Source organism: Cohnella cholangitidis (genome assembly GCF_014107495.1).
Taxonomy (GTDB): Bacteria; Bacillota; Bacilli; order Paenibacillales; family Paenibacillaceae; genus Cohnella; species Cohnella cholangitidis.
In genome coordinates this window covers 3,701,375-3,727,517 of the sequence record NZ_CP041969.1, presented here as the reverse complement: position 1 = coordinate 3,727,517, position 26,143 = coordinate 3,701,375, and the positions used below count along the sequence as shown (strand labels likewise).

The following is a 26,143-nucleotide window of genomic DNA, read 5'->3' as shown; positions in this document are numbered from 1 at the left end:
GAAATTGGACGTGTCCAAACTTAGGGGGTCGAAATAACGGCACCGCGTGCCGCTAACGCGGAAAATGGGCGTTTAGTCGAAATAACGGCACCGCGTGCCGCTAACGCGGAAAATGGGCGTTTAGTTTCGAAATAACGGCACCGCGTGCCGCTAACGCGGAAAATGGGCGTTTAGTTTCGAAATAACGGCACCGCGTGCCGCTAACGCGGAAAATGGGCGTTTAGTTTCGAAATAACGGCACCGCGTGCCGCTATTTCGAATAGCGCGCAAATGCTGAACCTTTTTAACTACTTCGCATACCGCAATATAGCCGCAGCGGCGCGCTCCCGCCTGTCGGCATCCTCGCATCTCAAGGCTTGCTTTAAGATTTCCAACGCTTCCTCGATCGTCTCCCGATCGACGTGAACTCGATGGTCAGCAACAACTGGCATCTGCGATTGTGCCGAGAGGTTCGGCGATACCCAGCCATCGAGCTGCGCCGAGGACAACGGGTACTCGAATTCCGCGATCGCTCCGGGGGAGCTCAGCCATTCCCGCACGTAATCGTTCAATTCGGAACTTGGAATGCGATTTAGCCAAGTGACGCCTCGCCGATGACACAAGCCGTCCTCCATCGTATCGGACGTTTCCACGTAATAATAATCGCCGACGTCTCCGAGATGGACGGAATCGTTTTCGACCACCAGCACATAGTCTCCGTCTTGCATCGCATGCACGAAAACAGCGATCTCGTTTAAGCGATCCGCAAGCTCCTGACCCTCGTATTTGTAAACTTTGGTTAGCCGATCCTTCAGCTCGCTATCGCCGACATCCTCTAAATCTCCGATCCCCGGATATCCGATGCTAACGAAGTTATCCTCCAGAAACCGCTTCATCCGGTCGACGCCGCACGGATTGGATTCGAGTCGATACAGATTCATCGCTTGCCGCTCCCCCTCCGTTTACCGCTTCATCCTTACCCGAACCAATGACTAATATAAACCATAATCAGCATTCCGAATATGAATGAATACGTGGAAGGCCGCTCATAGCCGTGTCCATGGCTCTCGGGAATAAGTTCCTTGTAAGCGATGAACAGCATAGCGCCCGCCGCGAAAGCAAGGCCGAACCCGATTAGATTCTGAATGCTGCTGGCCGTCAGATAGCCGATTATCGCGGATACGGCTTCCATCAGTCCCGTCAGGAACACGATGGCGAAAGACCTCAGCTTGCTGACCTTCGAGTTGATCAAGAAGACGGCTAAGATAAGCCCCTCCGGCATGTTCTGGGCTCCGATCGAGATCGCGACCATCGGTCCCAATCCCGCGTTCTGGCTGGCATAACTAAATCCGGTGCTCAACCCTTCGGGAATGTTGTGAATGAACAGGGCTATGATGACCAAGAGCGACTTGGAGTCGAACGAACTGACGCGGCTATCGTTCTCGACGTCGATATGCGGGATATTTTTCTCGATCAGGTCTAGTACGACGATTCCGATCAAAATGCCGAGCGTCAAGCCGACGATGCCCGATTCCTTGATCGCTTGCGGCATTAACCCGAATGTAGAAGCGGATACCATGATACCCGCCGTGAAAGCAATGAGAATATCCTTCCACTTCTCGGACAGCTTCTTAATGAAAAATATAGGAGCGGCTCCCAGTACGGTAGCCATAGCGGATATGATACTTCCGATTAAAGCGGACTCCACGTTCACGTGCTCCCTTCATGACTGTACAAGCTAGACATATGAATTGATTCTAATTTGTATTCCCTTCCATTGCAATGCTTGAACGATAAGTATGATCATCCTTTCAGTGTTATACTTGCCTTGCGAGCATCAATGATACGAATCGAGGCATGGGCGATAATGAATCTCGAGCTGAAAGATATGCACATTCTAGATCGAACAAGAGAACCCGCTCCCGAAGACGTCGGCTATTCTTTCGCCTTGGACGAGCTGTTAGGCAGACAGACGGGAAACGGAGGACCTGCGGCGTGCCACCTCTGGCGACATCCGCGCGCCTTCGTCATCGGTTCGAAGGATAGCCGATTACCCGGGGCGGCGGACGCGGTAAAATGGTTGGAACGCCAAGGGTACTCCGTGCTCTTGCGCAATTCCGGCGGGGCGGCCGTGCCTCTCGATCAAGGCGTCGTGAACGTGTCCCTCATCCTGCCCATCGACGCGCGGATCCCTCAGCGCTTCCACGCCGATTTCGAGCGGATGTATTCCTTGATTCGCCGGACTTTGTCCGCGTACGGTTGCGAGGTTACGAGAGGGGAAGTCGCGGGCTCCTATTGTCCGGGCGACTACGACCTTCGGGTCGACGGATTGAAGTTTTGCGGAATCGCCCAACGCAGGCAGGTGCGGGCGATGATCATTCAGGCTTTCGTCATTGTGGACGGCTCAGGCTCGGAACGCGCGGAGCTGGTCAAAGCATTCTACGATCGGGCGGGTGTCGGCACGGAGCCCGATGACTATCCGTTCGTTAGACCCGAGGTAATGACTAGCTTGCAAGAGAGAGGCATTGCGGGCGTTGAAGGAGCGGAAGCTTTCACTGAAGCGATCATACGGCATTTGCGGGAACGGCTGCCGGAATACGCAACCGCTGCCTCGTTTCATCCACTCCGATTGCCGGAGCGCGCAACGATCGAGGAGTCGTGTCGGCTGTTGCGGCAAAGATACCCTTTGCCGAGGTAGGCTACTTGTTCTATGGAACCCTGGCTTAGAATATTGATGTAGGGCTATCAATTTCTATTAAGGGTGATTCCTATGCGAAAATTAAGAATCAAACTGATCGTTATCATCGGCCTGTTCATGATGATATCCGGCGTGGCGTCAGCAGCCGTATCCAGCTCCGACGCGCCTCCCCCCCTTTCTCATGACGCATATCTGAGATTGGACGGCATTGCCGGGGATTCGAAGGCCAGGCATTATGAAAATTGGATCGTTCTGTCCGGCGTGCAATTCGAAGTGTCGAACAACGCAAAAGCGGCAAACGGCGGCGGATCCGGTTCCGGAAGAGCCGCGGTCGACTCGTTTACCGTCACGAAAAATTTGGATGCCGCATCCACCCCTTTATTGCAAGCGGCATTATCCGGCACGAACATCAAAAGCGGCCAGTTCGTTCTTACGACCAGGGGCGAGGCCCCGAGTACGGTGCTGACGATCGATCTTAATGCGGTTAACGTTACCGGTTATGAATTTAACAACGAACAGGAAACGATACGATTAACATTCAACGCCATGAAATTTTCCTACTCCCCGTCGGATCCGAAAGGCAACAAGAGTTCTCCCGTTTCGGCCAGTTGGAACAGCAAATAACGTGTAAAAAAAGGCTCCAACGGCTGCTCGTCGCAGTCGATTGGGGCCATTGCTTATTATTCATTAAACTTTCTTATTCGCGGCGTTGATTTCATGCTCGTTCTGGTGCCATTTTCTAACCATGCCTTGATAGAACAGGTTCTCTTGTCCGGTTAACCCTTGCTTGTTATCCTTCATGATCATCGATCCAATGTTACGTTTCAAGATCTCGCTGCGGCGCCTTAACATTTCAATGTGAGTCATGCTGCAATACCTCCGGATGAAATTCTCCTTTTAAGTGTACCGATTATCCTTTGGCATGGAAAACCGCATACGGGAGCCTCTCGCCCTATAAGACGGGCTTAGCAATAATGAGATTCCAACCAGTCCCCGTTTTCGGAAAAATCCTTCTAAATCCTCTATATAACGTCCTATCGTATGAGGACTTACCCCAAAACGAAAATAAACGACAGCTCCTTCGCATCGTTTTTCAATATTCGTGAACTTATATTCAGCAGATTAGCTCCTGTATGTCGGGAGCTATTTTTTATGTTCAAATCAAACATTCCTAGAACTCATTATAAATGCATTAATATCGCTATTTTCTGCTAAATAGATAATTTTTTTTTTACAAAACGTTGATAACAAAGAACAACTAAGCTACAATAAATGTTGTATTCAATAATAAATATGTTATAAACAATAAAAGGAGATGTTCTAATTGTCCAAACAACCCTACCGTATCAATCGCATGTTTAGTAACAAAGGCAAATGTTTCGATGTCGCCATCGATCACGGATTTTTCAACGAATATTCCTTTCTTCATGGGATCGAAAATATGCAGAAAGCAGTCGAAACCATCGTTGAAGCCAATCCCGATTGCATTCAATTGAGTATCGGCCAAGCGCATTTCCTGCAATCCATTCCCGGAAAACAGAAGCCGGGGCTCGTGCTTCGGGCCGATGCGGCCAACGTATACGGTTCCGAACTGCCCCGGCACCTATTCAGCGAGACGATCAACCGGACGATCGAGCAAGCGGTTCGACTGGATGCGGTCGCCGTCTGTATCAATCTGCTGTTGCTGCCTAACCAACCGGATTTGCATCACCAATGCGTTCGCAACATCTCTTTGCTCAAGATGGAAGCCGAGAAATACGGAATGACGTTAATGGTCGAGCCATTGGTCATGCTGCCGAATGAAATCAAAGGCGGTTACATGGTGGACGGCGATATCCGCAAAATCATGCCGTTGGTCCGTCAAGCCGTCGAGCTGGGCGCGGACGTGATCAAAGCCGATCCATGCGACGATGTCCGCGAATATCACCGGGTAATCGAGGTCGCTTCCGACGTACCCGTACTCGTTAGGGGCGGCGGACGAGCCAGCGACGAAGAGCTCGTAACCCGCACGAAAGAATTGATGAAACAAGGCGCATCCGGTATCGTATACGGCCGTAACGTCGTGCAGCATCCGAACCCGTCCGCCATGACGCGCGCGATGATGGCGATCGTTCACGATGACGCGTCGGAAGAATCCGCGCTCGCTATCCTGCGGGAGGCATCGGTATAATGGAGAAAAAGATCATTCGTTTCGGCGTGATCGGCTGCGGGTTGATGGGCAAGGAATTCGCAAGCGCTGCCGCTCGTTGGTGCCATCTCAACCATGTTGATTTCGAACCGCGCATCACGGCGGTTTGCGATGCCAATCCGGAAGCCGCACGTTGGTTTCTCGATCATGTCCCGACGGTAGAGAATGTATATACCGACTACAAGGAATTATTAGCCAACGACTCGATTGACGCCATTTATTGCGCGGTTCCCCACAACCTGCACGAGGGCATCTATATCGATATTATCCGGGCAGGCAAGCATCTCCTAGGGGAGAAACCGTTCGGCATCGATCGCGGGGCTAATGCGGCTATACAAGCAGCTATCAAAGCTCATCCCGATGTCATCGTAAGGAGTTCATCCGAATTCCCCTTCTTTCCCGGCGCTCAACAGATCGTTAAATGGGTGAACGAAGACCGGTTCGGCCAAATCATCGAAGTGGAAGCCGGCTTCTGGCATTCCAGCGATTTGGATCCGTCCAAACCGATTAATTGGAAAAGGCGTATCGGAACGAACGGCGAATATGGGTGCATGGGAGATCTCGGCCTTCATGTGCTGCATCTTCCGCTTCGGTTCGGTTGGAGGCCCGCCAACGTCAGAGCTCTGCTGTCTAAGATTATCCCGGAACGGCCGGACGGAAAAGGCGGCATGGCCGCCTGCGAGACTTGGGATAATGCCATTCTGGCCTGCGAGGTAAAGACTTCCGAGCAGCAATTCCCTATGGTCCTTTCGATGAAGCGGATCGCTCCGGGCCATGCCAATAGTTGGTTTATCCGAATTCAAGGCACGAAGTTCTCGGCGGAATATTCGACCAAAAATCCTAAGCAAGTGTCCTCCCTCCCTTATGAACAAGGAGGGGTCCAAGCTTGGCACGTATACGACGTGCCCTATAAATCGGCTTATGATACGATTACCGGAGGCATATTCGAATTCGGCTTCTCCGATTCTATTCTGCAAATGTGGGCGGCGTTCTGTGACGAGATCGTTCACGGAAAATCCGGCCTGGCATTCGGCTGTGCGACGCCGGAAGAAGCCGAGGGCAGCCATAGAGTGTTCACGGCGGCACTAGAGTCTCAGCGGACGGGAGAAACGGCAGTCATTGACTGGAGGGAATAGCATTGACGCAACAGGCAGCTGAAGCGGTCGTAGCCGGGCATATTTGCCTGGATATTATTCCTGGCATTCAGGAAAAGAAAAACGGCTTGGGCACTTTTCTTGTTCCGGGTAAATTGATCGAGGTCGGCCCGGCGCGGGCGTCAACCGGCGGCACGGTCCCGAATACAGGATTGGCGCTGCATCTTCTCGGCCTAAAAACCAGGCTCATGGGCAAGATCGGCCGCGACCTCTTCGGCAGCGAGATTCTTCATGCGCTTGGCCGGTATGGCGACGAACTGACCGAGGGAATGATCGTATCCCCGGAAGAAGATACGTCTTATACGCTTGTGATCAATCCTCCTAATGTGGATCGAATCTTTTTGCATTGCACGGGTGCCAATGATACATTTACAGTTGATGATATCCAGCAACAATTACTAGAAGGAGCGCGCCTGTTTCATTTCGGATACCCGCCGCTGATGCGGCGAATGTATGAGGAAGACGGCAAAGAGCTCGAACGTTTATTGGCAACCGCCAAAGCAAGGGGCATGACCGTATCGCTCGACATGGCCAAGCCCGATCCCGAATCCCCTGCCGGACTAGCGGATTGGCGGACTATTCTTACTAGGGCGATCCCTCACGTAGATATATTCCTACCCAGCTTCGAAGAGCTTCTCTATATGCTGCGGCCCGAATCTTACAAGCAGCTATCGCTGGAATGCGAGACGGAAGATTTACTGCCCTACGCCAGCGGAACCTTGCTCTCCTCGCTGGCGGGGGAGCTTCTGGACATGGGCGCGGCCGCTGTCGCCTTCAAGCTTGGCGAGCATGGCCTCTATCTTCGAACGACAGCGGATCCTGCACGATTGCAATCCATGGGAGCATGTTCGCCTACATCGGATATGGCGGACAATTGGTTGGATCGGGAGCTTCTGGCTCCTTGCTATAAAGTCTCCCCCGTAGGCACTACCGGCGCGGGCGACGCCACGATCGCGGGATTCCTGGCTGCCCTGCTGAAGGGAATGCCCGTAGAGGATTCCTTGCTCAGCGCTGTTGGCACGGGAGCTTTCAGCGTTGAACAAGCGGACGCCGTGAGCGGAATCCCCTCATGGACCGCTCTAACCGAGCGGATCTCCTCAGGATGGCCCCAGCTCGAGAACCGGTTGGATTTGACCGGATGGCATTATAATGAACGACTTAAAGTATGGAGCAAATAAAAAGGCAGGTATAAAGCGATGGCTGACGGACTAAACGAAAGACAACGACAAATATTGGAGCGCTTGAACGCCGAGCACGAAGTGAAAATCGCCGAATTGAAAGAGATGTTCTCCGTGACCGAGATGACGCTTCGCAGAGATCTGGAGAAGCTCGAGACTGCGGGGAACATTCGCCGAACTTTCGGCGGTGCCATTCTTGTCGGAAGGGATATCGCCCTCCAAGAGCGGTTCGGCATCATGTCGGAAGCTAAGAGCAGGATCGGCAAAGCGGCAGCAGCACTTGTGCAGCCCGGCGAATCTATCTTCATCGATGCCGGAACGACCACGCTTCAGGTAGCCAGATATTTACCCGCAGGTCTTCCCGTCACCGTCGTCACCAATGCCGTAACGATTGCCTCCGAACTCATGGGAAAGCAGATCCAGACCGTCGTAACGGGAGGCATGTTGATCGAAGCGACTGCTGCCTTGTCAGGACCGTATACGGATAAGATGCTATCATCCATGGCCTTCGACCGCGTGTTCTTGGGTGCGACTGGAGTCAACCTGTCGCACGGCTTCAGCAACTCAAATATACATGAAGCCGAGATCAAAAAGCTCGCAATGAAGCAAGCGAAAGAGACCAATATTGTCATGGACCATTCGAAGTTCGGCAATCAAGTCCTCTTCTCTTTCGCAGAGCTCTCTGAAGCGAGCCGTATTATATCCGATCAATTGCCTGATGACGAATTGCGTTTGGGTTGCGAAGAAGCCGGCATTCGATTTCTCGTTGATTAAATAGCTAATGTCCCGAAATTCAAAAACAAGAAGAGGCCGTCCCGAAAGTATACTGCTTAGGGGACGGCCTCGGTTTTATTGACAACATTTCATGTGACTGTCTATTTACCCACTATACGGTGTTACGCCGGTTATCACGAATTCCGCTGATTCCATGCGCGGCTTGCTAGCGCCAGCGCTCCGCAGATGCCGGCTTGATCTCCAAGGCCCGGCGGGACAATGTAATCTTCATTGTCGACCGCCAAGAACGGATGCTGTACGTAACCGTTAAGCATCTCCTTCAGTCGGCTGCGTATGAGCGGGAACAGGAGCTTCTGTTTCATGACGCCCCCGCCCATAATGATTTTTTTCGGCGAAAGAATGAGCAAGTAGCTGACGAGCGCTTGCGCCAAATAATGCGCCTCGATTCGCCAAGCCGGATGCTCCTCGCCCAATTCAATGCCTTTCTTCTGCCAACGCGCCTCGATGGCGGAGCCCGAAGCCAGTCCTTCAAGACAATCCCGATGAAAGGGACAATGCCCCTCGTAGGTATCGTCGGGATGGCGGCGCATCGGGATATGCCCCATTTCCGGATGGGTTAATCCGTGAACCAGATTTCCTTCCGATATCGCTCCCGCGCCGATTCCCGTCCCGACCGTGATATACAAGCAGCTATCCAGACCCGCCGCCGCGCCCCATGTCGCCTCGCCCAAAGCCGCCGCGTTAACGTCCGTATCGAACCCGATCGGCACGTTGTAGCTTCGCATGATATGTTCGACCACGCGATAGCCGCTCCAATGCGGTTTCGGCGTTGCGCAGACAGACCCGTAAGACCGGCTGTTCGGATCGACATCGAGCGGGCCGAATGTACCGATCCCGATCGCTTGGACGCCATGCCCGGCAAAGAAATCCACGGCTTGATTCAACGTTTCTTCCGGCGTAGTCGTGGGGATCGTTATCCGATGTAAGACTTCTCCGTCCGGCGTCCCCACGCCGCACACGAACTTGGTGCCTCCGCCTTCAATCGCCCCTAACAGAATCACGCAAGTCCCTCTCTATCCTTCTATTTTAATTTGAACTTTGAAAAGTCCCGGATCTTTAGGTTGGGCTAGAAATTCCGCCGTCTCCTCCAAGCTGATCGTCTTGGAGATCAGGGGCTCGAGTAGTATTCTTCCTTCCTTCACCCAATGGAAAGCCGGCAGAAAAGTATGGTTGATGGCCATCGAACCGAGAAGCGTCCAATCCTTCTGATACAGCTTAAACGGGTTGATCTGAATGCTGGCATTCTGCGGAGTGACGCCGAATTGGAGATATTTTCCCGTCGGTCCCATGAAATCGAATTCCTTCTCGATGACGGCCGGAATCCCGGTTACGTCGACGACTACATCGAAGCCGTTCGGGTAATCCTCTTTTTTCAACTCGCCGCTCAAGACGCCCTTCGTGGCTCCCAATTTCAAGGCCATGTCCAGCTTCTCGCGCGACACGTCCACGACGACCAATTCCGAAGCGCCTGCTCTCGCGATGGACTGTACCAGTTGCTGCCCCATGGCTCCCGCACCGAATAGAATGACGCGATCGCCCACCTTCAAGTCGAGCCTGTTCATGCCATGCACCACGCAAGCCATAGGCTCGATAAACGCAGCCTCCGCGAAGCTCATGCCGTCCGGAATTTTCACCGCGTTCTTCGCCGGTACCCTGACGTATTCCGCCATGCTTCCGTTCATCGTATTGCCGAGCGCTTTCCAATTCACGCAGTGGTTGCCTCTATCGGTCAGGCAATACTCGCACTCTCCGCAGAAGATGCAAGGGTCTGCCGTCACTCGATCGCCCGGCTTGTATGACGTCACTCCCTCGCCGACTTCATGTATGACTCCGGAGAACTCGTGACCGGGAACGATCGGATAAGGAGAAATGTACTCCCCTTCGAAAATATGAAAGTCCGTGCCGCATATCCCGACGTTCTCCACCTTGATTGTGACCTCTCCCACCCCCGGAACCGGATAAGGAATATCTTTGACTACTGCGTGGTGCGGCTTCTCGATAACCAATGCTTTCATCGTTCATCAACCTCTCCATTATGATTTTTATCTGAGCAACTGCCCGGCTAATTTGATGTAACCTTTTTTCAAAACAAACTGGATGCTATCGTTCACCTCTTGAATGGTCCCAGAGGTCAGTGTCTGAATGAATGATTCTTCTTCGATAAGAGACATGCTAATCTCGCTGATAAGCTCGAAGTTCTCCTTGTGAGCATCGACCGGCCCAAGTAGCGTGAGCACCGTCCGGACGGGAACTTGGCGGTCGCCGATCTGCCAATAAACCGCTTGCTTCAATCGAAAGACGGAGACGGACATTTCCTTGATTCCTTCGCTTCTGCAATGCAGCATCGCTAAATGATCTTCTTCGAGAAGCAGCGGGCCGAGCTCTTCCCTTCTTTCCAAATCCCTGCGAAGCAGCTTTATGTCGTTCACATCGAAACGAGTGGCGACGAACGCCAACGCATTACGGATCAGTTCCTGCTTGGATATCGCCTCGAAATTATCCGCTACTTCAATATGATCGAGCAACCAAGCAAGCGCCCTCCCGTAGCGATCCACCTTGTCTACGGCCTGTTCAATGCTGGAACGGTCCTCCGTTCCCGTACGATCGGATCTGGTCAATAGCGGAAGCTGGTCCTTGAGACCCGCGATGTCGTCATCGGTCAGGAACGGATTCACGACGAATACATTCATCTTATCTAGATCGACCGGCAACGTGGACAGAACCAAGTCGACCTGGTGATGATTGTCCAACCACTCTTCCAAATGAAACAGCGAGATCGTATCCACGACCTGAAGCTGAGGCAGCTTCTTCTTAATCTGCGCTTGAAGCAACCGGGATGTCCCGATGCCGCTGGAGCATACGAGCAGGACCCGATACTTCACCGACTCCGACTCCTGCTTGTTTAAAATGGCCGTGCCGAAATGCATGGCCAGATAGCCGATTTCTTCCTCGGGCACGGGCTTTCCGACCTGCTGCTCCAAATACTGAGATGCCTTGCGGGTCGCTTCGAAAATCTCCGGGTACTCTTCCTTTACATGCTGTAGCAATGGATTGCGTACAGCCATGTCCAGCTCGATACGTTTGATTGCCGAAGTCAAATGGGTCGTCAGGTTGTGGGCGAGCAAATCGTCGCTTTCTAGCTCCAGCTTAAGCTCCCGTTCTATGATCGATATCATGCTTCGCACGTACTCCAGAATCACGCTGTAATCGAAGTCGCTGCCCATGACATGGTTCGACCGCGCGCCTAGAAGATGCATCGTAATATATCCGATCTCGCTCTCCGGAAACGCAAGCTCCAACCGCTGGCTGAACATGGATGCCAGCTCGCGGGCCAATTCGAATTCCTTCGTCGATTTCAAGCGATTCAAAATCTCTTCTTCTATGGTAATTGCCTCGTTCGTTTTTAACCGTTGAACGGCAAGCGCCAAGTGTACGACGAAACCAACATAGGCATTATCCGCCATCCGGTAGCCCCGATTTTGTTCGAACTCCTGAATGACCTGCTCGATCTTGAATAACCATTGAGGATCTATGAAATTAAGCAGCCGGAGACGGATCGAAGAGTGAAGATTCTCTCTCTGTCCGTTGGACTGCACGTACATAAACTCCATCAACTGCTCATGCGTCACGTTCTCATACAACAGATCCGCCATTGCCGCGCGAATGCTTTTCTCCGAGCCATGGATATACACGCCGATCCCAGGCTTGCGATAAAGCCGGATACCGTATTTCTCTAACCAGGGTTCGACTTTCTGAAGGTCGTTACTGATCGTAGACTCGGCCACGTTCAGCTCCTTGCTCAGCGCATACAGCTTTTTCGGCTCCTTGCAGGAGAGCAAGATCTGCTTGATATTGGACTGCCGTTCTTCTACCGAATAAGTCGGCTGCATGGCATCGTTCTGGGATAAAAGCCTCGCCAGATCCTCCATTTTTTCCTTGTCGCCCTGCAGCTTCAGCCCTGCTCCGATCTTCTTGTCAAACCGGAGGCCTTGCTGCGCAATATAAAATTCAAGCTCGGACACTTCCCGTTGCAGCGTGCGTAAACTGACGTTCAACCGGTCCGCCAACGCGTTCAAAGGCGCATGATCGTTCGATTCAAGAAAGTACAACAAAATTTGCTGTTGACGGGCATTCAGCTTGATCTTTATTTTTTTCTCTATATCGATCACATCCTTGGGAACAGCCTTGGTGTTGGTTCCGGATTTCGGAGCCTTACTCTAGATTGGTGTGCCTTCCGGCCATGCTTGCCTCGGTCTGCCGCAAACGCTCGGCTAGCAGAACTACGATCCAGTCGAACAACAGCAACTGGGTTTGTTCGAACAACGAGCCCATCGGTTGAATCGATTTCAAGCCATCGACGCCTTCCCGCATCGTTTGGGCGGGAATAGGAATAATGAGATCTGCTCTTCGAGGCAGCGAAGCCTCGGGGAATGCCGTGAAGAACGCAACCCGCGCAGCGGAATCCTTCACGATGTTCATAAGCGCTTCCACGGTAGCGAGTCGGCCCGTACCGGAGCTGGTGATCCACAGATCGCCTGCTTGGATAGCCGGAGTCGTCACGTCACCCACGATGTGAACGTGGATGCCAAGGTGCATGAGCCTCATGCCGAATGCTTGCAGCATGAGCCGTTCGCGCCCCAAACCATAGATGAAAACCCGTTTCGCTTGAACGATCTCGCGTATTAAATCCTGAACGTCCTGCTGACGGACATTCGTAAAGCTTCTTGTCAGCTCAGCAAGCATTTGCGGACGGATATCGTTAATCGTTTCAACTCCCATTATCTCACACCTCCATGCAGCTCATTGTCACGAGAAAGGGCAGCTTCCCAGTATGCTACGCTATCCTTCATATCCTTCAGTACCTTCGCGTCATCTTCCTCGAAAGCATGGCCGACCTCTATCAATAACAAAGCTTCATCCACGCCCGACTTACGAATAGCCCCTAGCACGCGATCGCCGTCAATGATCCCTATCGCGTTATGTTCTTCCGTAAACGGCCAATGCCGATCGTAACGGCCATCCGTCTGTTGAAGATGGATGATCGGCGCATGCGGAGCCAACTTCTCTAACCATTGATAAGGATCTTTGTCCGATTCCCCGGCATTCGGCGAAATCGCATGTCCAACGTCCAAACACAAAACGAATTGTGCGCTTCCCGGCGCCTTAATCGCGTTGATGCGTTCCAGATGGCTGAGCGTTCCTGCCATGTCTATGGGCCCCTCCCGGACAATAGGCGTCTGCTCCCAATAGAATGCGTCAATCCCGTAACGGGGGGCCTGTTCCAATAAATTGATGAAGGCATCCTCCGCCATGCGGACGATTTCTGCCCTGCGCGAAGCGGATTCGAAAGTCGGTATATCCATCCCTCCGTAAGGACCGCCGATGGCCTTAACGCCCAAAGCCTGCGTCATCGAGAATGCCTTTTCAAACCAATCCACCCCGTCTCGCCTACCCTCCGGTAAGGGGTGCATCAGCAGGTTATGGGGATAGACGGACAAGCCCGTGAATGTGGAATGAATGCCGACTCCATGTTTGGCGCAAGCGTTGCGCACTCGGGAGATATAGGCAGCTACGCTCTCCGGATAACCACGGGGATCGAATTGGTCGAATGAAAATTGCACGACGTCCATGCCTAGTTCCTGTTTGACGATCCGTATCCAATCTTCCGGATCCGGCCATCGCTTGATTGCGAAATTCGTAGAAATTCCCAGTTTCCATTTCATGGCCTAACCCTCCGAAATCAGCGCTTTGTGACCAAAGACCGTAATTTATCTATTATCGTTTCGTAAGCCGACTGGTCCGTATAGTTTTCCAAAGACATATATTCACGCCCGGGAGCGCTATGCATCGCACGATTCAATAAGTAATGATGGGTGACGATCATGCAGGCGTTCGACGGAATCTGATCAAGCGAGGAATGTACGACCGTCACGGCTTCTCCGAGTTCCGACGTCCGAAGCTTCTTGCGCAATATCGCGGCCCCCATGGCGCTTGATCCCATCCCCGCATCGCATGCGAAGCAAACCGTATAGTCTCCTTCGATGCTCGCTGCGTGATTAGCCGCGAGATCAAGTCCTGCTCCTTTCGCATCGACCGTATCTACTTCGCTAGGCTTCAATTTAGAGGCCGGACGCAGAACGCGTTTGACCTCATTCCATTGCTGCACATGCACCAACCGTTTAACGACGTCGTGTTCCCTGTTCCCCGCCGCATTGTCCGGCATTTCCGGCGTCGACTTGATGACCAACATGGAAAGGGACAAGGACACTGCGATAGAAACCGCGATCCCGAACAGGACATACAGGGTATCGTCGGGCGGTGAAAGCCCAATAATCAAAAATATGCTGGCCGGGGAGGCAAGGGAAACGAGTCCCGTATTGAAATATTGAAATACGTATATACCGGCCATGTTGCCGGCAATCAAGGGCACCAACAGTTGGGGGCGCATTAGAACGTAGGAAAAGTAAACCTCTTGAATCCCCCCCAAGGTATGAATCGCCAGCATGGAGGCCGCGTTTTTCCTTGATTTCCCTCGGGTCCGTATCATATAAGCCAGAAGGATGCCCATCGCAGGGCCGGGATTGGCTTCTAGCAGGAAGAAAACCGACTTGCTTAGAGCCTTGATTTGAGAAATTCCAAGAGGCCCCAAAATTCCGTAGCTCATCACGTTGTTCAAGAACAGCACCTTAGCCGGTTCAATGATCGCGGCTGAGATCGGAAGCCAACCGGAGTAAGCAATCTGCACGATATGGTCGTTCAATTGCTCGATTATGCTGGAGATGGCTTGCCCTCCGTAGGTAAAGCAAAAAACAGCCAACGCTCCGGCCAAAATCGCCGAAATGAAGTTGGCCATAAGGAGCTCAAAACCGGATGGAAGCTTATTCTCGAGTAGCCGTTCAATCCGGCTCACGACCCAGCCGAGCAAAGGCCCCAGAAGGAAAGCCATGAATATCATAGGCACCGTACTCGCCAGCGCCAGCGAGAAGATCACGATGGCGGCAACCGCCCCTCCCCGCTTGCCACCCATTAGGTGCCCGCCGGTATAACCGAACATGACGGGGACTAGCCAGTTGAGGAGCGGGCCGGTCAATAAGTTGACGTTGTCGTTAGGGAACCAGCCATATACGCCGAAGATCGCACGAACTAATCCGATCGAGATGATAATGGCTATGTTTTGTGAAACGATCGTGCTTAGAAGTCTACCGAACTTATACATGAAGGTTTTCACCGACTTTTGAATTGAGTCGACCGAGAAGGAAGCCGCAGCCTTGACTATAATGCTTGTCTCGAAAGTATCAAAGTTGGCAGGTTTCGTCCATGTAATTAAAGGGAAAATAGTCTTTGGAAGCTATGGCCGAATGACGATTTTTAAGGTGCTGTTTTTCTCGTTGATCGCTTTCTCGAAAGCTCTTGAAGTTTCCTCTAAGGACATATAATCAGTGATGACGGGCTCCAGATCGATGTGATCTCCGGACATGATGGCTACGCCCGTAGGGTAAGTGTTGTGATAACGGAAGACACCTCTTATATCGATCTCGTTATCTACGATATAAGGAATGCTTAGCGGAGTTTCGTTCTCCTGCGGCAGCCCGACGAGCACGACCCGCCCTCCGCGACGCACGGCTTGCAATGCGGATTGGGCGGCGCGTCCATTGCCGGCGGTTTCGATTGCCAGATCTGCCTTATGCCCTTCCGTTATCCGCATAATGGCGGATTGGACATCTTCTTCTCTTAGATTAACGACATCCGTCGCACCCATTTGAAGCGCTCTTTCCAGCCTGAACGATTCCATATCGACACCAATAATTCGTCTCGCTCCCGCCGATCTGGCGGCCATTAGGGCTAGAATGCCGATCGGACCCATTCCCATGATGACGACTGTCTCGCCTGGCAGCAGATTGCCTCTTCGGACCGCATGAAGCCCCACCGAAAAAGGTTCGATAAGCGCGGCTTTCTCATAAGACATCGTATCGGGAATCGGATACAGCATGTCTGCGCGAATGGCGATATACTCGCAGAATGCTCCATCGTAAGGCGGCGTAGCCAAGAAGACAACGTCGGGACACAGGTTGTAATGCCCCGATTTACAATGGGCGCAGCGTCCGCACGTCACGCCCGGTTCGATAGTAACGCGGTGACCCACCTCCACATTACGGACCTCGTTGCCTATCGCCACGACTTCCCCGGCTGCTTCATGACCGAGGATGATGGGATAGTCCACGACATATGGGCCGATCTTGCCATGCTCGTAATAATGCACATCGGAGCCGCACAATCCGACCGCCTTGATTCGAACGAGCGCTTCATCCGGACCGTATGAAGGAATATCTAATTCTTTCATTTCAATCGTGCCGAGCTTAGTCAGAACGGCAGCTTTCATTGTCCCTTTCACAGCTATTCCCCCCGCTATCGTCTTATTTAACCGCGCCCATCGAGAGACCGCGGACCATGTATTTCCGCACTAGCAATCCGCAGATAAGCATAGGCATGATGATGACCGTTCCGGTTGCCATCGCTTGGCCCCACTTGATCCCTTGCTGGGAGACCAACAGAGACACCGCAATCGGAACCGTCTGCGTGCCTTTGCCGGTGAAGATGGAGGCAAAAGCATAGTCATTCCAAGAGAACATTAAACATAACACGCCCGTAGCGACGATACCAGGTGCCGCCGTCGGAACTGCCACCCGCCAGAATGCTTCGAATTTCGTGCATCCATCGATCGTGGCCGCTTCTTCTAAATCAACAGGCACATCTTTAAAGAAAGTTGTCATTAACCATAGCGCGAATGGCAGGTTAAATGTCGTATAAGCAAATATAAGCCCCACCGTACTTCCGATCAAACCTAATTTGGCGAAAATCAAATATAGCGGCAAGATAACAGCTGGAATGGGGGCCATCCGCGTACTGATGATCCAGAAGGAAATATCTTTTTCACGCTTGAAGTTTCCGCGCGCCAAAGCAAATCCTCCCATTATAGCTAGCAGGAGGGATACCCCCGTGGTTACGACGCTGACCACAATGCTGTTAGTCAGGAACTCGGCAAAATTTACTCTTGGCGAAAACATGTCTTTGTAAACGTCAAAGGTAGGTTCGAAAATAAGTTTTGGGGGCATCGAAAACATATTCACCTGCGTTTTGACGGAGGACATGGCCATATAGAGAATTGGAATTAATGCCCAAACGAGAGCCGCGAATAACAGGATATAAAGAACGGCGTACAACATTCTGCGGTTAGCGGCCATCTTATGCCTCCTCACTTCTCATGACTTTGAGAAAAAATTTACCTATAATAATGGTTACGAAGAGCATCGTTAAGCCCAATGCGGCCGCGGTGCCGATATCTTGGAACCTGAATGCGACTTGCATGAGATAATAACCGATGATCTTGGTAGAGTCCGCCGGGCCGCCTTCCGTCGCAATCGTAATCGTATCCACGTAACGTAAAATGTCCATCGAACGGATCAACAACGCCACGACGATCATTCGTCGCACCATGGGCAGTAGAATGTATCGAATTTTCTGAAAACCGCTGGCTCCATCTACTTCCGCTGCTTCTAGAGGTTCTTGCGGAACGGTCTGCAAGCCTGCAAGAACAATAATAGTAATAAGGGGGGTCCACTCCCAAACATCCATCAAGATAATAGCCGGCATGGCATAAGCGGCATCGCCGAGAATCTGGACGTCGAGCCCGACAGTCTGCAACAGCCAATTATACAATCCGTAAGTGGGATCAAGAAGAAATCTCCACAGAAGCCCGGCAACGATCGGCGCGACGAACAACGGCAGCATCCACATCGTCGCGAAGAAGTTTCTCGCCTTAGGGATATGATAGAGCAGCAGCGCTATTGCGATTCCGAGCAACATTTGCACGATCAATCCGCCACCGGCATAAACCCCAGTTCGCCCCCAAGATTCCCAGAACGTTGGGGTGGTGAAAATACGAGCCCAATTATCGAGTCCGGCAAACTTCGGCTTATCCATATCTAAAGTGTAATCCATGAAACTGGCATAAATCATGAAGCCAAACGGAAAAATGCTGATTGCGGCCAACACGATCATGGAAGGAAGAAGCATCCAAAATTCCGTACGGTTGCGTTTAACTCTTCCTTTTCGTTTCTCTGTTCCCTGTGGCATGGAAGCAATCTCCTTTCCTATCCCATCAATCTTATCCATAATAAATGGAGGAAAAAAAGCGGGTAGGCCGTAAGTGCGGCAACCCGCTTTCCCTAATTCGTTAGTTTCCGGTCAGTTTATTGCTCTGCTTGGAAATCTCTTTCATCGCATCCGCAGGGCTTTGTCTGCCTGCAAGCATCTTCGAAAGCTCCGTGTACACAATCGTATCGACTTGCGGCCACATCGGAATTTTCGGTCTCATATATACGTTGCCCTCTTTCCAAGCTTCTTGAACTGCGCTCAAGGATGAAGCGAGAGGCAGCTTCTTCGCTTCCTCGGAAGTAAGGTCGTTCAATGCCTTCTGGATATCCGGAAGATTGTAAACCGAATGGCGAGTCGGGGTGAAACCGACATCAAGAATTTGGTATTGGACTTGAGGAGATGTCGCCCAGATCAGGAACAACCAAGCCGCCTTCTGTTCTTTCTCTGAAACGTACTTATTGATTCCTACACCCGTACCGCCATACATGTTTCCGCGAGCTTTTGGTCCTTTAGGCAGAATCGTCCAATCCACTTTGCCTACAACCGTGGAAGAATTCGGATCTTCGAATGTGGCGGAGAATTCATGCCATTCCGGCGCCATTGCGATCTCGCCTGCGGCGAACGCTTCAGCGAGTCCCGACCAATCCCATGATTTGCTTCCGGGAGCAGCTTCTTTCAGAAGCTTGTTGTAGAATTCGGCCGCTTCAAGCGCCTCAGGAGAAGTCAGCAAAGATTTTCCAGGAGTCGTCGTACCGATGCTGCCGATATTTTCAGCTTGGAAGTATTCCCCACCGAAAGAAACCAGCACGTTACTAAAATCGTTCATCAGGGAGTCATGTTGCTTCGCTTGATGACCGGTTCCGTATTTGACTTCCGTAATCACGCCTGCTTTAACCTGTTGGTTGATCCAAGCAGCGACTTCATAATATTGATCCCAAGTCATATCGGGACCCGGCGTCCAGTCGTAGCCCTTGTCTGCCATAAACTGGTCTTTATATTTCTCAAATACATCCTTGCGGTAGGCCAAGATCATCGTCGGGTTATCATAAGGCAGCGTGTAAAGGTGCTCCTTGTCTCCCATATAACCGTTAGCCGTAAGCTGAGCTTCGATGAAATCATCAATGCCGCCCGGAATTTGAGGTAACGAAGAATCTTTGATAAGCGTATTCAAGTCCAGGAAGTGCTTGGATTGCTTGGACAGAATTTGATACGGATCCGCATAGATGATGTGAAAATTATCGTTGCGGGCGTTAAAATCAAGGCCTGCTTTCTCTATGACTACATCCAGATTGCTCTGCTCGATATTCACCTTGATACCAGTTGCTTTCTCGAATATCGCAATGTTAGCAGCCAACCCCGAGGAAGGCGGCGTATTCTCGGTGATTACGTTCAATGTCGTGCCTTCGAATTGTTTCCAATTGAATCCGGCAGGAGCTTCGATTTTCGGCAAGCCCTCTACCCAACCGCCGAAAGGATCTCCATCAGCCGGAGCGGCAGATTCAGAGGAACTCGGATTGTTTGCGCTTTCAGAAGGTTGACTCGAACTTGCGCTTGGGCTGCTGGCGTTGTCTTTGTCGGAAGAGCATGCGCTCAGTATAAGTACGCTCGCCATGACTAGGGCAAGAAGACTAGCTGACAATGATCTTTTCAAATGAATCCCCCTAACTGTTTTTAAACTCATTGGTTGATGAATGATAGAGAGAATGAAACCGGCCGGCTCTCTCCTTGAAACGATTATAGAATAGAACATCTAAAATGTTCTATTCTAACATCTACCAATTCTGGCACGTCAGTCATGCGACAAAATTGAAAGCGGTTAATTCATCATAAAATATCGATGACAACCTTGATATGTCCTTTGCCCGATTCAACCTGGTCGATAGCCTTGCCGAATTCCTCCAATGGGAAGCGATGGGTAATCAATTGCTCGGTCTTCACGATACCGTTACGAATGAAGCTGATCGCTCTATCGAAGCAGTGAGTCTGCGCGAAGGAGCCGATGATCTTCAACTCTTTTTGAAACACTTCGTAGGGGCTAATCGTGATTTCGTCGTCATGGGACGCTACGCCATAAATAACGATTTTCGCGCCCTTCTTGGCAAATGCGGGCATATGCTGGATAACATCCTTGGCTCCGGTTGCATCAATGACGATATCGAACCCCTTAGGAAAAAGTGAATGAAGCTCTTCCTCGTGCAGGGAATAGTCGCGGCGATCCAGCTTGACGGTTCTGTCCGCGCCCAACTCCTTTGCAAGTTCGAGTTTGCGTTCATCCGAAGCTACCACCACTAGATTCGCAGCTCCCGCATGCTTAAGCAGCTGAGCCAGAATAAGGCCAGTCGGGCCCGTGCCGAACATCAGCACGTCGTCGCCCGGCCGAACGTCGATGACGTCAAGCCCGTGAACGGCACATGCCGTAGGTTCTACCATAACTCCTTGATCGTAATGAAGATCCCCGAGCGCGAACACCTTATCATGGTTAACGACCACGTACTCGGCAAATCCGCCGGGGCCATTCACGCCCAGGGAATAGAAATTCTCGCAATACAGCGGTTGATTGCGCCTGCAGTAGTAGCAATGGCCGCAAAGCTCCGTGTTGTCCGCGCATACCCGGTCTCCGACTTGGAAATCTATGACACCTTTCCCTACCGCCGCGATCTCGCCTACGAATTCGTGTCCGGGAACCAGCGGATACTTAGCCATGAACTCCCCATGATGCAGGTGGATGTCCGTCCGACAAACCCCGCAAGATTTTACTTTCAATAGAACCTGATGATCTTTGATCATCGGTTCGGGGATCTCATCGACGGAAAATCGCTCAGCTTTCATGTAGTATACAGCTTTCATGGTCTTTCTCCTTTCCATCTTTGGCTTCACCCCCCCATCATAGAACGAATGAATGACATGTTGTATTCAAACATCAAGTGACATTGGCGCGGACAAGGGGTGACAAAATTAAAGAAGTATCTGCGAAGACAAGCAGGCCGATTCCAAAAAAAAAGTTAAGCGACCTCTCCCCGGTAGAATACCGAGAAAAGATCGCTGCATAAACTAGGCTTTATTTACTGTCTATTTGCCGGGGCTACGACCATCGTGGCCGGCCTCATCATCGTATATCCGTTGCGTCTCTCCGCTTCTTAGTAAACCGCTTTCCACTCCGCGATGTTGGAAGCATCGAATTTGAACGGGGCGCCAAGCATGATTTGCGTGCCTTCGCCGTCCGCGATAACTTCTTTCTCGCCCAGCGTACCGGCCGTCAATTTGTCTCCTACTTTGCCGGTGATCGTTCCTTTAACGAGAGCATCGGCCGCATAACCGGACAGGTATCCTACGTCAAGCGGATTCCACAGGTACATCCAAGGGCATACGCCGCTTTCGATGTATTCCGCCATCTCGCTTGGCAGTCCAAGGCCGGTCAATTGCACTTTGCCTTTGAGGCCTTTGTCCGTCAGTACTTTGCCCGCGGCGGCGATCCCTACCGTAGTCGGAGCGATAATCCCTTTGAGGTTCGGGTACGATTTCAGCAGAGCTTCCGTCTCGGATACGCTCTTGTCGCGAAGATCGTCGCCGTATGCGACTTTAACCAATTTAACGTCCGCGTACTTAGGATCTTCCAGTTCTTTTTTCATCCACTCGATCCAAGCATTTTGGTTCGTTGCTTGGGATGTCGCGCTAAGAATCGCGATTTCGCCGGATCCGCCGATCATCTCGACCACGCCTTGGATCAGCGTACGTCCGATAAGCTCGGGATCCGCTTGGTTCACGTGTACCATGCGGCTGTCCGCGTTAACGGCGGAATCGAGGGACAACACTTTGATTCCGGCATTCATCGCTTTTTCCAAAGCCGGTTGAAGAGCGTCCGGGTCATTGCCGACGATAGCCAAAGCATCGACCTTCTGGGAGATCAACTCGTCGATCATCGTGATTTGAGCTTCCGCGGTCGGCTGGTCGGGCGCTTTCAGAATCGCTTCGTAACCCAGCTCTTCGATCGCTTTCTTATAGCCTTCCATTTCCTTCTCGCCGTACGGGTTGCCGGTATTTTTGAAGATGATGGCGAATTTCTTCTTGCCGCCTGCATCGCCGGACGGCGCTGCGCTCTCCGAGGAGCTGGCTTGCGGACTGCTCGATGCTTCCTTGTTGCCGTTGTCGGAATTATTGCTTCCGCATGCCGATACGAGTACCATCAACATCACAGCCGTCAGACAGATTCCCAAAAACTTTTTCACTTTCATTTCCTCCCTTTTCGTCTGTAATTTCATCATTTCATCTATACATAACAGTCTTCGGACCGTAATGTAGCGCGAGTCACTTCTTGCGTCCCACCGCGAACTTCTGCTTGAGCTGAGGGATCGCCACCGAGAAAATGAGCAACAAACCTAGGATGATCAGCAGCATTTGGGCGGATACGTTCACGAGTCCTAGCCCGTAGCGCAGGAAGCCGATCAGGAATACCGCAAGAATCGCCCCGATCATCCTGCCCTTGCCTCCCGCCGTGCTAATCCCGCCGAGCACGACCATCGCAATGACTTCGAGCTCGTACCCCGTCGCGATGTTCGGACGCGTGCTCCCCATCCGCGAGGTCAGGAAGATTGCCGTTACGGCAGCCATCAACCCGGCGAGCGTGAAGACGACGATCTTGATTTTATCCACTTGCACACCGGAATAACGGCTCGCCGTAGCGTTGTTGCCGATCGCGTATACCCTTCTTCCGAAAGTCGTCTTGTGGAGCAAAATCCAGAACGCGACGGCGACTGCCACGAAGGCGATAAGGATGAACGGAATGTTGCCGACGTAGTCCCATGCCAGAAATTTGAACCATTTCGGAAATTTGCCCGAAGCTTGATCTTCCAGCAGAATATAAGCGATCCCCCGGTAGATGATCATCGTCGCCAACGTCACGATTACCGCGGACAGCTCCTTGAACCTGACGATCAGCATCCCGTTAATCCAACCGCATAACGTGCCCACCGCCAAACAAATGATCATGGCCATTTCCATCGGCATTCCGTGATTGTACAGATCGGCCATGATGACGGAGGACAAAGCGACGATCGAACCGACGGAAATATCGATGTCTCCCATCAGGATGATGAATACCATAGGCAGCACGATGAAAGCTTTATCCAAGAACCCCATCGTCGCGTCCCTCAGGTTGTCGTAGTCCATGAAATACTCGGACAAATTCGCGTTCATGACGAACACGGCCATAATCAGAACGACCAGCAGCCACTCCCATTGGAGGAAAAAGCCCTTAAGCGTAAAATCCTTCTTGTTCGCAAGCAATCTCGGTTCCATGGCTTATATTTTCCTCCTCATCAGATGATTGCGGTCGATTCCCCGCTTGACCAGAGCATTGACCAGCACGGCTATGAGGATAATCGTCCCTTGGATGAACATCTGCCAGAACGGCGAAACGTTGATCATCGGAAGGGCATTGTTCAATATTCCGAGCAAAATCGAGCCGAGCACGATTCCGGATATTTTCCCTACGCCGCCGGCGATGCTGACGCCGCCGAGCACGCAGGCCGCGATAACGCTAAGCTCGTAACCGGATGCGGTATCTCCTTGAGCCGAGGCGAATTTGGATACCCACAGCACGCCCGCAAGCCCGGATAGACCGCCCATGATCGTGTACACGAGCCACAAAATTCTTCCCGTGCGAATCCCGCTGATCTCCGCGGAATCCGGGTTGCTCCCGACCGCGTAGATCCGTCTTCCCGTGCGGGTGTGACTTACGAAATAATAAGCAACGATATAGATCAGAATGGCGATCAGGATCAGATTGTTGATCCCGAACACCGATCCCGTAGCGATGGCTTTGAAGCTGGCCGGCATCTGATGCGCGCTGACCCATTTCCCGCCGCTCGTCTCGAAAGTTAATCCCCGGAACACGTTCATCATCCCCAAGGTAGCGATGATCGGCAGGATATTAACCCAAGATACCAGGAAGCCCAGCACCATCCCGCACGCCAATCCGATTCCGACTCCCAACGCAACCGCAAGCAGCGGATGCAACTCCGGGTAATGGCTTACCGTCAACGCGGCGGTCATTCCGGACAAAGCTAACGTCGCGCCTATCGATAGATCGATTCCTCTCGTAATGATGACTAGCATCATTCCGACCGCCAGAATGCTGAGGATCGCCGTATTCGTAGCAATATCGCTTATATTCTCCCAAGTGAGGAAGCTCGGATTGCGAAGCTGTACGCCAACCGATAACAAGAGAATGAAGGCGAGCAGCCCCAGCTCCCGGAACTTCGCGATCATGGCGCTGATCGAACGCTGCTGCGTTACTTGTCCTGCCTGCGTTCCTTGCAATCCGGCGGACTCCGTTGCTGTCTGTTTCATGCTCCCGCCCACCTTTTACCGTCTGTATTTGGCGCCGTGTCGTCCATCGACGCTTCCAGAATCGCCTCCTGCGTCAGGCCTTTCCGATCCAGCATCGCCGTTACCCGGCCTTCGCGCATGACCGCCACTCTATCGCACATCCCGATGATTTCCGGCATTTCGGAAGACACGAGGATGATGCCGTATCCGGCGCACGCCAGATCGCTTATCATTTCGTAGATCGCGGATTTCGCTCCGACGTCCACGCCTTTGGTCGGCTCATCCAAGATGAGCACGTCGAGCTCGGCCGTGAGCAGCTTGGCGAATACGACCTTCTGCTGATTGCCTCCCGAGAGGGAACTGGCGAGATCGAACACGCTCTTCGCTTTGACGCTCACTTTCTCCGCCAGCCGTTTCGCGATATCCAGCTCCTTGCGGGAATTGACCATTCCTTTGCTCGCGAATCTGCTCAGCGTCGGAAGCGTAATGTTCCGGCCGATGCCCCATTGCAGCACCAGTCCTTGCTTCTGCCGATCCTCGGGCAAGTAGCCTATTCCCTGCTCCATGGCGTCCCGGGGATTTCTGACCTTGAGCTCCTTGCCCTTGAAGAAAACTTTCCCCTTGTCGAAGCGCTCCACTCCGAACAGCGTTTGGCATACCTCGGTCCGTCCGGCGCCGACTAGCCCGGTCAGTCCCAAGATTTCTCCTCTCCGCAAAGAGAAGGACACGTCCGCGAAGTAACCCGTTTTCCCCAACCCTTCCAATCTGAGCAACTCTTCGCCGATGTCCGCTTCTTTCTTGGGGAACAATTGCGAGATTTCGCGTCCGACCATGGCGATGATCAAATCCGAATTCGAAATTTCGTCCACGTTCCAAGTCCCGATATAGCGGGAATCCCGGAACACCGTTACCTTGCTGGCCAATCGATACATATCTTCAAACCGGTGGGAGATGAAAATGATAGAAGCTCCGTTATCCCTCAACCGTTCCGCGATCCGATACAATTCTTCGCTCTCGTTCTTCGTCAGCGCCGCCGTCGGTTCGTCCATGATGATGATCTTGGCGTCCACAGACAGCGCTTTGGCGATCTCGACGATCTGCTGCTCGGCGACGCTCAGCGCGCCCATCAGCGTCTTCGGACTGAAGCTCGCGCCCAATTCCTTCAGCAGTTTCCCTGCTTCTTCATGCATTTCGCTCCAGCGAATGCGCCTTGTCCCCCGCTGGATTTTCTCATGGCCCATGAAGATGTTTTCCGTCACGCTAAGATCGGGATAGCAGGTCACATGCTGATAAATAGCCGCGATTCCCGCTTTCTGGGCGTCCGTGGGATGGTGGAACTCCACCTTCCGGCCGTTCAGGTACATCTCGCCTTCTTCGGGAGAATGAACGCCTGTAATCACTTTGATGAAGGTCGATTTGCCCGCTCCGTTCTCGCCCATCAACGCGTGGATTTCTCCCGGCTTCAACTTGAAGTAAACGTCATCCAGAGCTTTAACCCCCGGGAATATTTTGGTGATGCCTTTAAGCTCCAGCACGTATTCCGAATTGGCCATGCCCGCTTCTCCTCCTTCTCTCTAGGTGCCTCTCTTTCTCGTAAACTAAAGATACAGGCGATAACGCTTTCACCATAGGTGACATTATTCAGGTTGGGGGGATAAAACACGGGTAA

General features: G+C 52.1%; 24 protein-coding genes. 6 read left to right on the top strand and 18 right to left on the bottom strand.

The window, feature by feature from the left end; all coding sequences use genetic code 11:
* Positions 1–287: 287 nt before the first annotated feature.
* Positions 288–920 (bottom strand): hypothetical protein, encoded by a 633-nt coding sequence (locus tag FPL14_RS17340; RefSeq protein WP_182298968.1) that lies wholly within the window; start codon positions 918–920, stop codon positions 288–290.
* Between the two features lie 35 nt (positions 921–955).
* Positions 956–1,687 carry a ZIP family metal transporter gene (locus FPL14_RS17335; protein ID WP_182298967.1) on the bottom strand — a complete coding sequence of 244 codons (732 nt, stop codon included), beginning with the start codon at positions 1,685–1,687 and terminating at the stop codon, positions 956–958.
* Between the two features lie 159 nt (positions 1,688–1,846).
* Here FPL14_RS17335 and FPL14_RS17330 point away from each other — a divergent pair, with 159 nt between their 5' ends.
* On the top strand, positions 1,847–2,677 hold the full coding sequence (locus tag FPL14_RS17330) for a lipoate--protein ligase family protein (protein WP_229263553.1): 831 nt from the start codon (positions 1,847–1,849) through the stop codon (positions 2,675–2,677).
* A gap of 72 nt (positions 2,678–2,749) precedes the next feature.
* Entirely contained in the window at positions 2,750–3,301 is a 552-nt protein-coding gene (locus FPL14_RS17325) for an Hcp family type VI secretion system effector (protein WP_182298965.1), read from the top strand.
* A gap of 63 nt (positions 3,302–3,364) precedes the next feature.
* Here FPL14_RS17325 and FPL14_RS17320 read toward each other — a convergent pair whose 3' ends face one another.
* A complete protein-coding gene (locus FPL14_RS17320; RefSeq protein WP_182298964.1) occupies positions 3,365–3,544 on the bottom strand; it encodes a hypothetical protein in 180 nt (59 codons plus the stop codon).
* A 457-nt stretch (positions 3,545–4,001) separates the two neighbouring features.
* Between FPL14_RS17320 and FPL14_RS17315 the strand changes: the two genes are divergently transcribed.
* Genes FPL14_RS17315 through FPL14_RS17300 form a run of 4 tightly spaced genes read left to right on the top strand, consistent with a single transcriptional unit; the run spans position 4,002 to position 7,971 of the window.
* A complete protein-coding gene (locus tag FPL14_RS17315) occupies positions 4,002–4,847 on the top strand; it encodes a class I fructose-bisphosphate aldolase (RefSeq protein WP_229263552.1) in 846 nt (281 codons plus the stop codon).
* Positions 4,847–6,001 (top strand): Gfo/Idh/MocA family protein, encoded by a 1,155-nt coding sequence (locus FPL14_RS17310; RefSeq protein ID WP_182298963.1) that lies wholly within the window; start codon positions 4,847–4,849, stop codon positions 5,999–6,001. The genes FPL14_RS17315 and FPL14_RS17310 overlap by 1 nt, the downstream gene beginning before the upstream one ends.
* A gap of 2 nt (positions 6,002–6,003) precedes the next feature.
* Positions 6,004–7,197: a carbohydrate kinase family protein gene (locus FPL14_RS17305; RefSeq protein ID WP_182298962.1), complete on the top strand. Its 1,194-nt coding sequence runs from the start codon at positions 6,004–6,006 to the stop codon at positions 7,195–7,197.
* 18 nt (positions 7,198–7,215) lie between these two features.
* Positions 7,216–7,971: a DeoR/GlpR family DNA-binding transcription regulator gene (locus FPL14_RS17300; RefSeq protein ID WP_182298961.1), complete on the top strand. Its 756-nt coding sequence runs from the start codon at positions 7,216–7,218 to the stop codon at positions 7,969–7,971.
* A gap of 134 nt (positions 7,972–8,105) precedes the next feature.
* Here FPL14_RS17300 and FPL14_RS17295 read toward each other — a convergent pair whose 3' ends face one another.
* The 15 genes from FPL14_RS17295 to FPL14_RS17225 all read right to left on the bottom strand — a co-directional run bounded on the left by FPL14_RS17295 (position 8,106) and on the right by FPL14_RS17225 (position 26,027).
* Positions 8,106–8,993, bottom strand: coding sequence for an ROK family protein (locus FPL14_RS17295; protein WP_324617807.1), 888 nt, complete (start codon positions 8,991–8,993; stop codon positions 8,106–8,108).
* 12 nt (positions 8,994–9,005) lie between these two features.
* Positions 9,006–10,007 carry a zinc-dependent alcohol dehydrogenase family protein gene (locus tag FPL14_RS17290; protein WP_182298960.1) on the bottom strand — a complete coding sequence of 334 codons (1,002 nt, stop codon included), beginning with the start codon at positions 10,005–10,007 and terminating at the stop codon, positions 9,006–9,008.
* 27 nt (positions 10,008–10,034) lie between these two features.
* On the bottom strand, positions 10,035–12,161 hold the full coding sequence (locus FPL14_RS17285; protein ID WP_229263551.1) for a BglG family transcription antiterminator: 2,127 nt from the start codon (positions 12,159–12,161) through the stop codon (positions 10,035–10,037).
* A 43-nt stretch (positions 12,162–12,204) separates the two neighbouring features.
* Positions 12,205–12,771, bottom strand: coding sequence for a 6-phospho-3-hexuloisomerase (hxlB, locus tag FPL14_RS17280; protein ID WP_182298959.1), 567 nt, complete (start codon positions 12,769–12,771; stop codon positions 12,205–12,207).
* Positions 12,771–13,715 (bottom strand): sugar phosphate isomerase/epimerase family protein, encoded by a 945-nt coding sequence (locus FPL14_RS17275; RefSeq protein ID WP_182298958.1) that lies wholly within the window; start codon positions 13,713–13,715, stop codon positions 12,771–12,773. The genes hxlB and FPL14_RS17275 overlap by 1 nt, the downstream gene beginning before the upstream one ends.
* 17 nt (positions 13,716–13,732) lie before the next feature.
* The gene (locus FPL14_RS17270) at positions 13,733–15,208 is read right to left on the bottom strand and encodes a PTS transporter subunit EIIC (RefSeq protein WP_182298957.1); all 1,476 of its coding nucleotides are present in this window, start codon (positions 15,206–15,208) and stop codon (positions 13,733–13,735) included.
* A 132-nt stretch (positions 15,209–15,340) separates the two neighbouring features.
* Positions 15,341–16,384 (bottom strand): NAD(P)-dependent alcohol dehydrogenase, encoded by a 1,044-nt coding sequence (locus tag FPL14_RS17265; protein WP_324617806.1) that lies wholly within the window; start codon positions 16,382–16,384, stop codon positions 15,341–15,343.
* 22 nt (positions 16,385–16,406) lie between these two features.
* On the bottom strand, positions 16,407–17,234 hold the full coding sequence (locus FPL14_RS17260) for a carbohydrate ABC transporter permease (RefSeq protein ID WP_182298956.1): 828 nt from the start codon (positions 17,232–17,234) through the stop codon (positions 16,407–16,409).
* Position 17,235: 1 nt separating this feature from the next.
* Positions 17,236–18,126, bottom strand: coding sequence for a carbohydrate ABC transporter permease (locus FPL14_RS17255; RefSeq protein ID WP_182298955.1), 891 nt, complete (start codon positions 18,124–18,126; stop codon positions 17,236–17,238).
* Positions 18,127–18,226: 100 nt separating this feature from the next.
* A complete protein-coding gene (locus tag FPL14_RS17250; protein ID WP_182298954.1) occupies positions 18,227–19,798 on the bottom strand; it encodes an extracellular solute-binding protein in 1,572 nt (523 codons plus the stop codon).
* A gap of 173 nt (positions 19,799–19,971) precedes the next feature.
* A complete protein-coding gene (locus tag FPL14_RS17245) occupies positions 19,972–20,994 on the bottom strand; it encodes a zinc-dependent alcohol dehydrogenase family protein (RefSeq protein WP_182298953.1) in 1,023 nt (340 codons plus the stop codon).
* A 290-nt stretch (positions 20,995–21,284) separates the two neighbouring features.
* Positions 21,285–22,373, bottom strand: coding sequence for a rhamnose ABC transporter substrate-binding protein (gene rhaS / locus FPL14_RS17240; RefSeq protein WP_407644621.1), 1,089 nt, complete (start codon positions 22,371–22,373; stop codon positions 21,285–21,287).
* 79 nt (positions 22,374–22,452) lie between these two features.
* The gene (locus tag FPL14_RS17235) at positions 22,453–23,442 is read right to left on the bottom strand and encodes an ABC transporter permease (RefSeq protein WP_182298951.1); all 990 of its coding nucleotides are present in this window, start codon (positions 23,440–23,442) and stop codon (positions 22,453–22,455) included.
* A gap of 3 nt (positions 23,443–23,445) precedes the next feature.
* Positions 23,446–24,495 (bottom strand): ABC transporter permease, encoded by a 1,050-nt coding sequence (locus FPL14_RS17230; protein WP_182298950.1) that lies wholly within the window; start codon positions 24,493–24,495, stop codon positions 23,446–23,448.
* Positions 24,492–26,027 carry a sugar ABC transporter ATP-binding protein gene (locus FPL14_RS17225; RefSeq protein ID WP_182298949.1) on the bottom strand — a complete coding sequence of 512 codons (1,536 nt, stop codon included), beginning with the start codon at positions 26,025–26,027 and terminating at the stop codon, positions 24,492–24,494. Before FPL14_RS17225 ends, FPL14_RS17230 begins: the two co-directional genes overlap by 4 nt.
* Between the last annotated feature and the right edge of the window lie 116 nt (positions 26,028–26,143).

What these genes read in the sequence shown, in the direction of transcription:
- FPL14_RS17340 (WP_182298968.1), bottom strand. Translation starts at nt 920, where the DNA reads ATGAATCTGTATCGACTCGAATCCAATCCGTGCGGCGTCGACCGGATG.
- FPL14_RS17330 (WP_229263553.1), top strand. Translation starts at nt 1,847, where the DNA reads ATGAATCTCGAGCTGAAAGATATGCACATTCTAGATCGAACAAGAGAA.
- FPL14_RS17325 (WP_182298965.1), top strand. Translation starts at nt 2,750, where the DNA reads ATGCGAAAATTAAGAATCAAACTGATCGTTATCATCGGCCTGTTCATG.
- FPL14_RS17320 (WP_182298964.1), bottom strand. Translation starts at nt 3,544, where the DNA reads ATGACTCACATTGAAATGTTAAGGCGCCGCAGCGAGATCTTGAAACGT.
- FPL14_RS17310 (WP_182298963.1), top strand. Translation starts at nt 4,847, where the DNA reads ATGGAGAAAAAGATCATTCGTTTCGGCGTGATCGGCTGCGGGTTGATG.
- FPL14_RS17300 (WP_182298961.1), top strand. Translation starts at nt 7,216, where the DNA reads ATGGCTGACGGACTAAACGAAAGACAACGACAAATATTGGAGCGCTTG.
- FPL14_RS17290 (WP_182298960.1), bottom strand. Translation starts at nt 10,007, where the DNA reads ATGAAAGCATTGGTTATCGAGAAGCCGCACCACGCAGTAGTCAAAGAT.
- hxlB (WP_182298959.1), bottom strand. Translation starts at nt 12,771, where the DNA reads ATGGGAGTTGAAACGATTAACGATATCCGTCCGCAAATGCTTGCTGAG.
- FPL14_RS17275 (WP_182298958.1), bottom strand. Translation starts at nt 13,715, where the DNA reads ATGAAATGGAAACTGGGAATTTCTACGAATTTCGCAATCAAGCGATGG.
- FPL14_RS17270 (WP_182298957.1), bottom strand. Translation starts at nt 15,208, where the DNA reads ATGTATAAGTTCGGTAGACTTCTAAGCACGATCGTTTCACAAAACATA.
- FPL14_RS17260 (WP_182298956.1), bottom strand. Translation starts at nt 17,234, where the DNA reads ATGGCCGCTAACCGCAGAATGTTGTACGCCGTTCTTTATATCCTGTTA.
- FPL14_RS17255 (WP_182298955.1), bottom strand. Translation starts at nt 18,126, where the DNA reads ATGCCACAGGGAACAGAGAAACGAAAAGGAAGAGTTAAACGCAACCGT.
- FPL14_RS17245 (WP_182298953.1), bottom strand. Translation starts at nt 20,994, where the DNA reads ATGAAAGCTGTATACTACATGAAAGCTGAGCGATTTTCCGTCGATGAG.
- FPL14_RS17235 (WP_182298951.1), bottom strand. Translation starts at nt 23,442, where the DNA reads ATGGAACCGAGATTGCTTGCGAACAAGAAGGATTTTACGCTTAAGGGC.
- FPL14_RS17230 (WP_182298950.1), bottom strand. Translation starts at nt 24,495, where the DNA reads ATGAAACAGACAGCAACGGAGTCCGCCGGATTGCAAGGAACGCAGGCA.
- FPL14_RS17225 (WP_182298949.1), bottom strand. Translation starts at nt 26,027, where the DNA reads ATGGCCAATTCGGAATACGTGCTGGAGCTTAAAGGCATCACCAAAATA.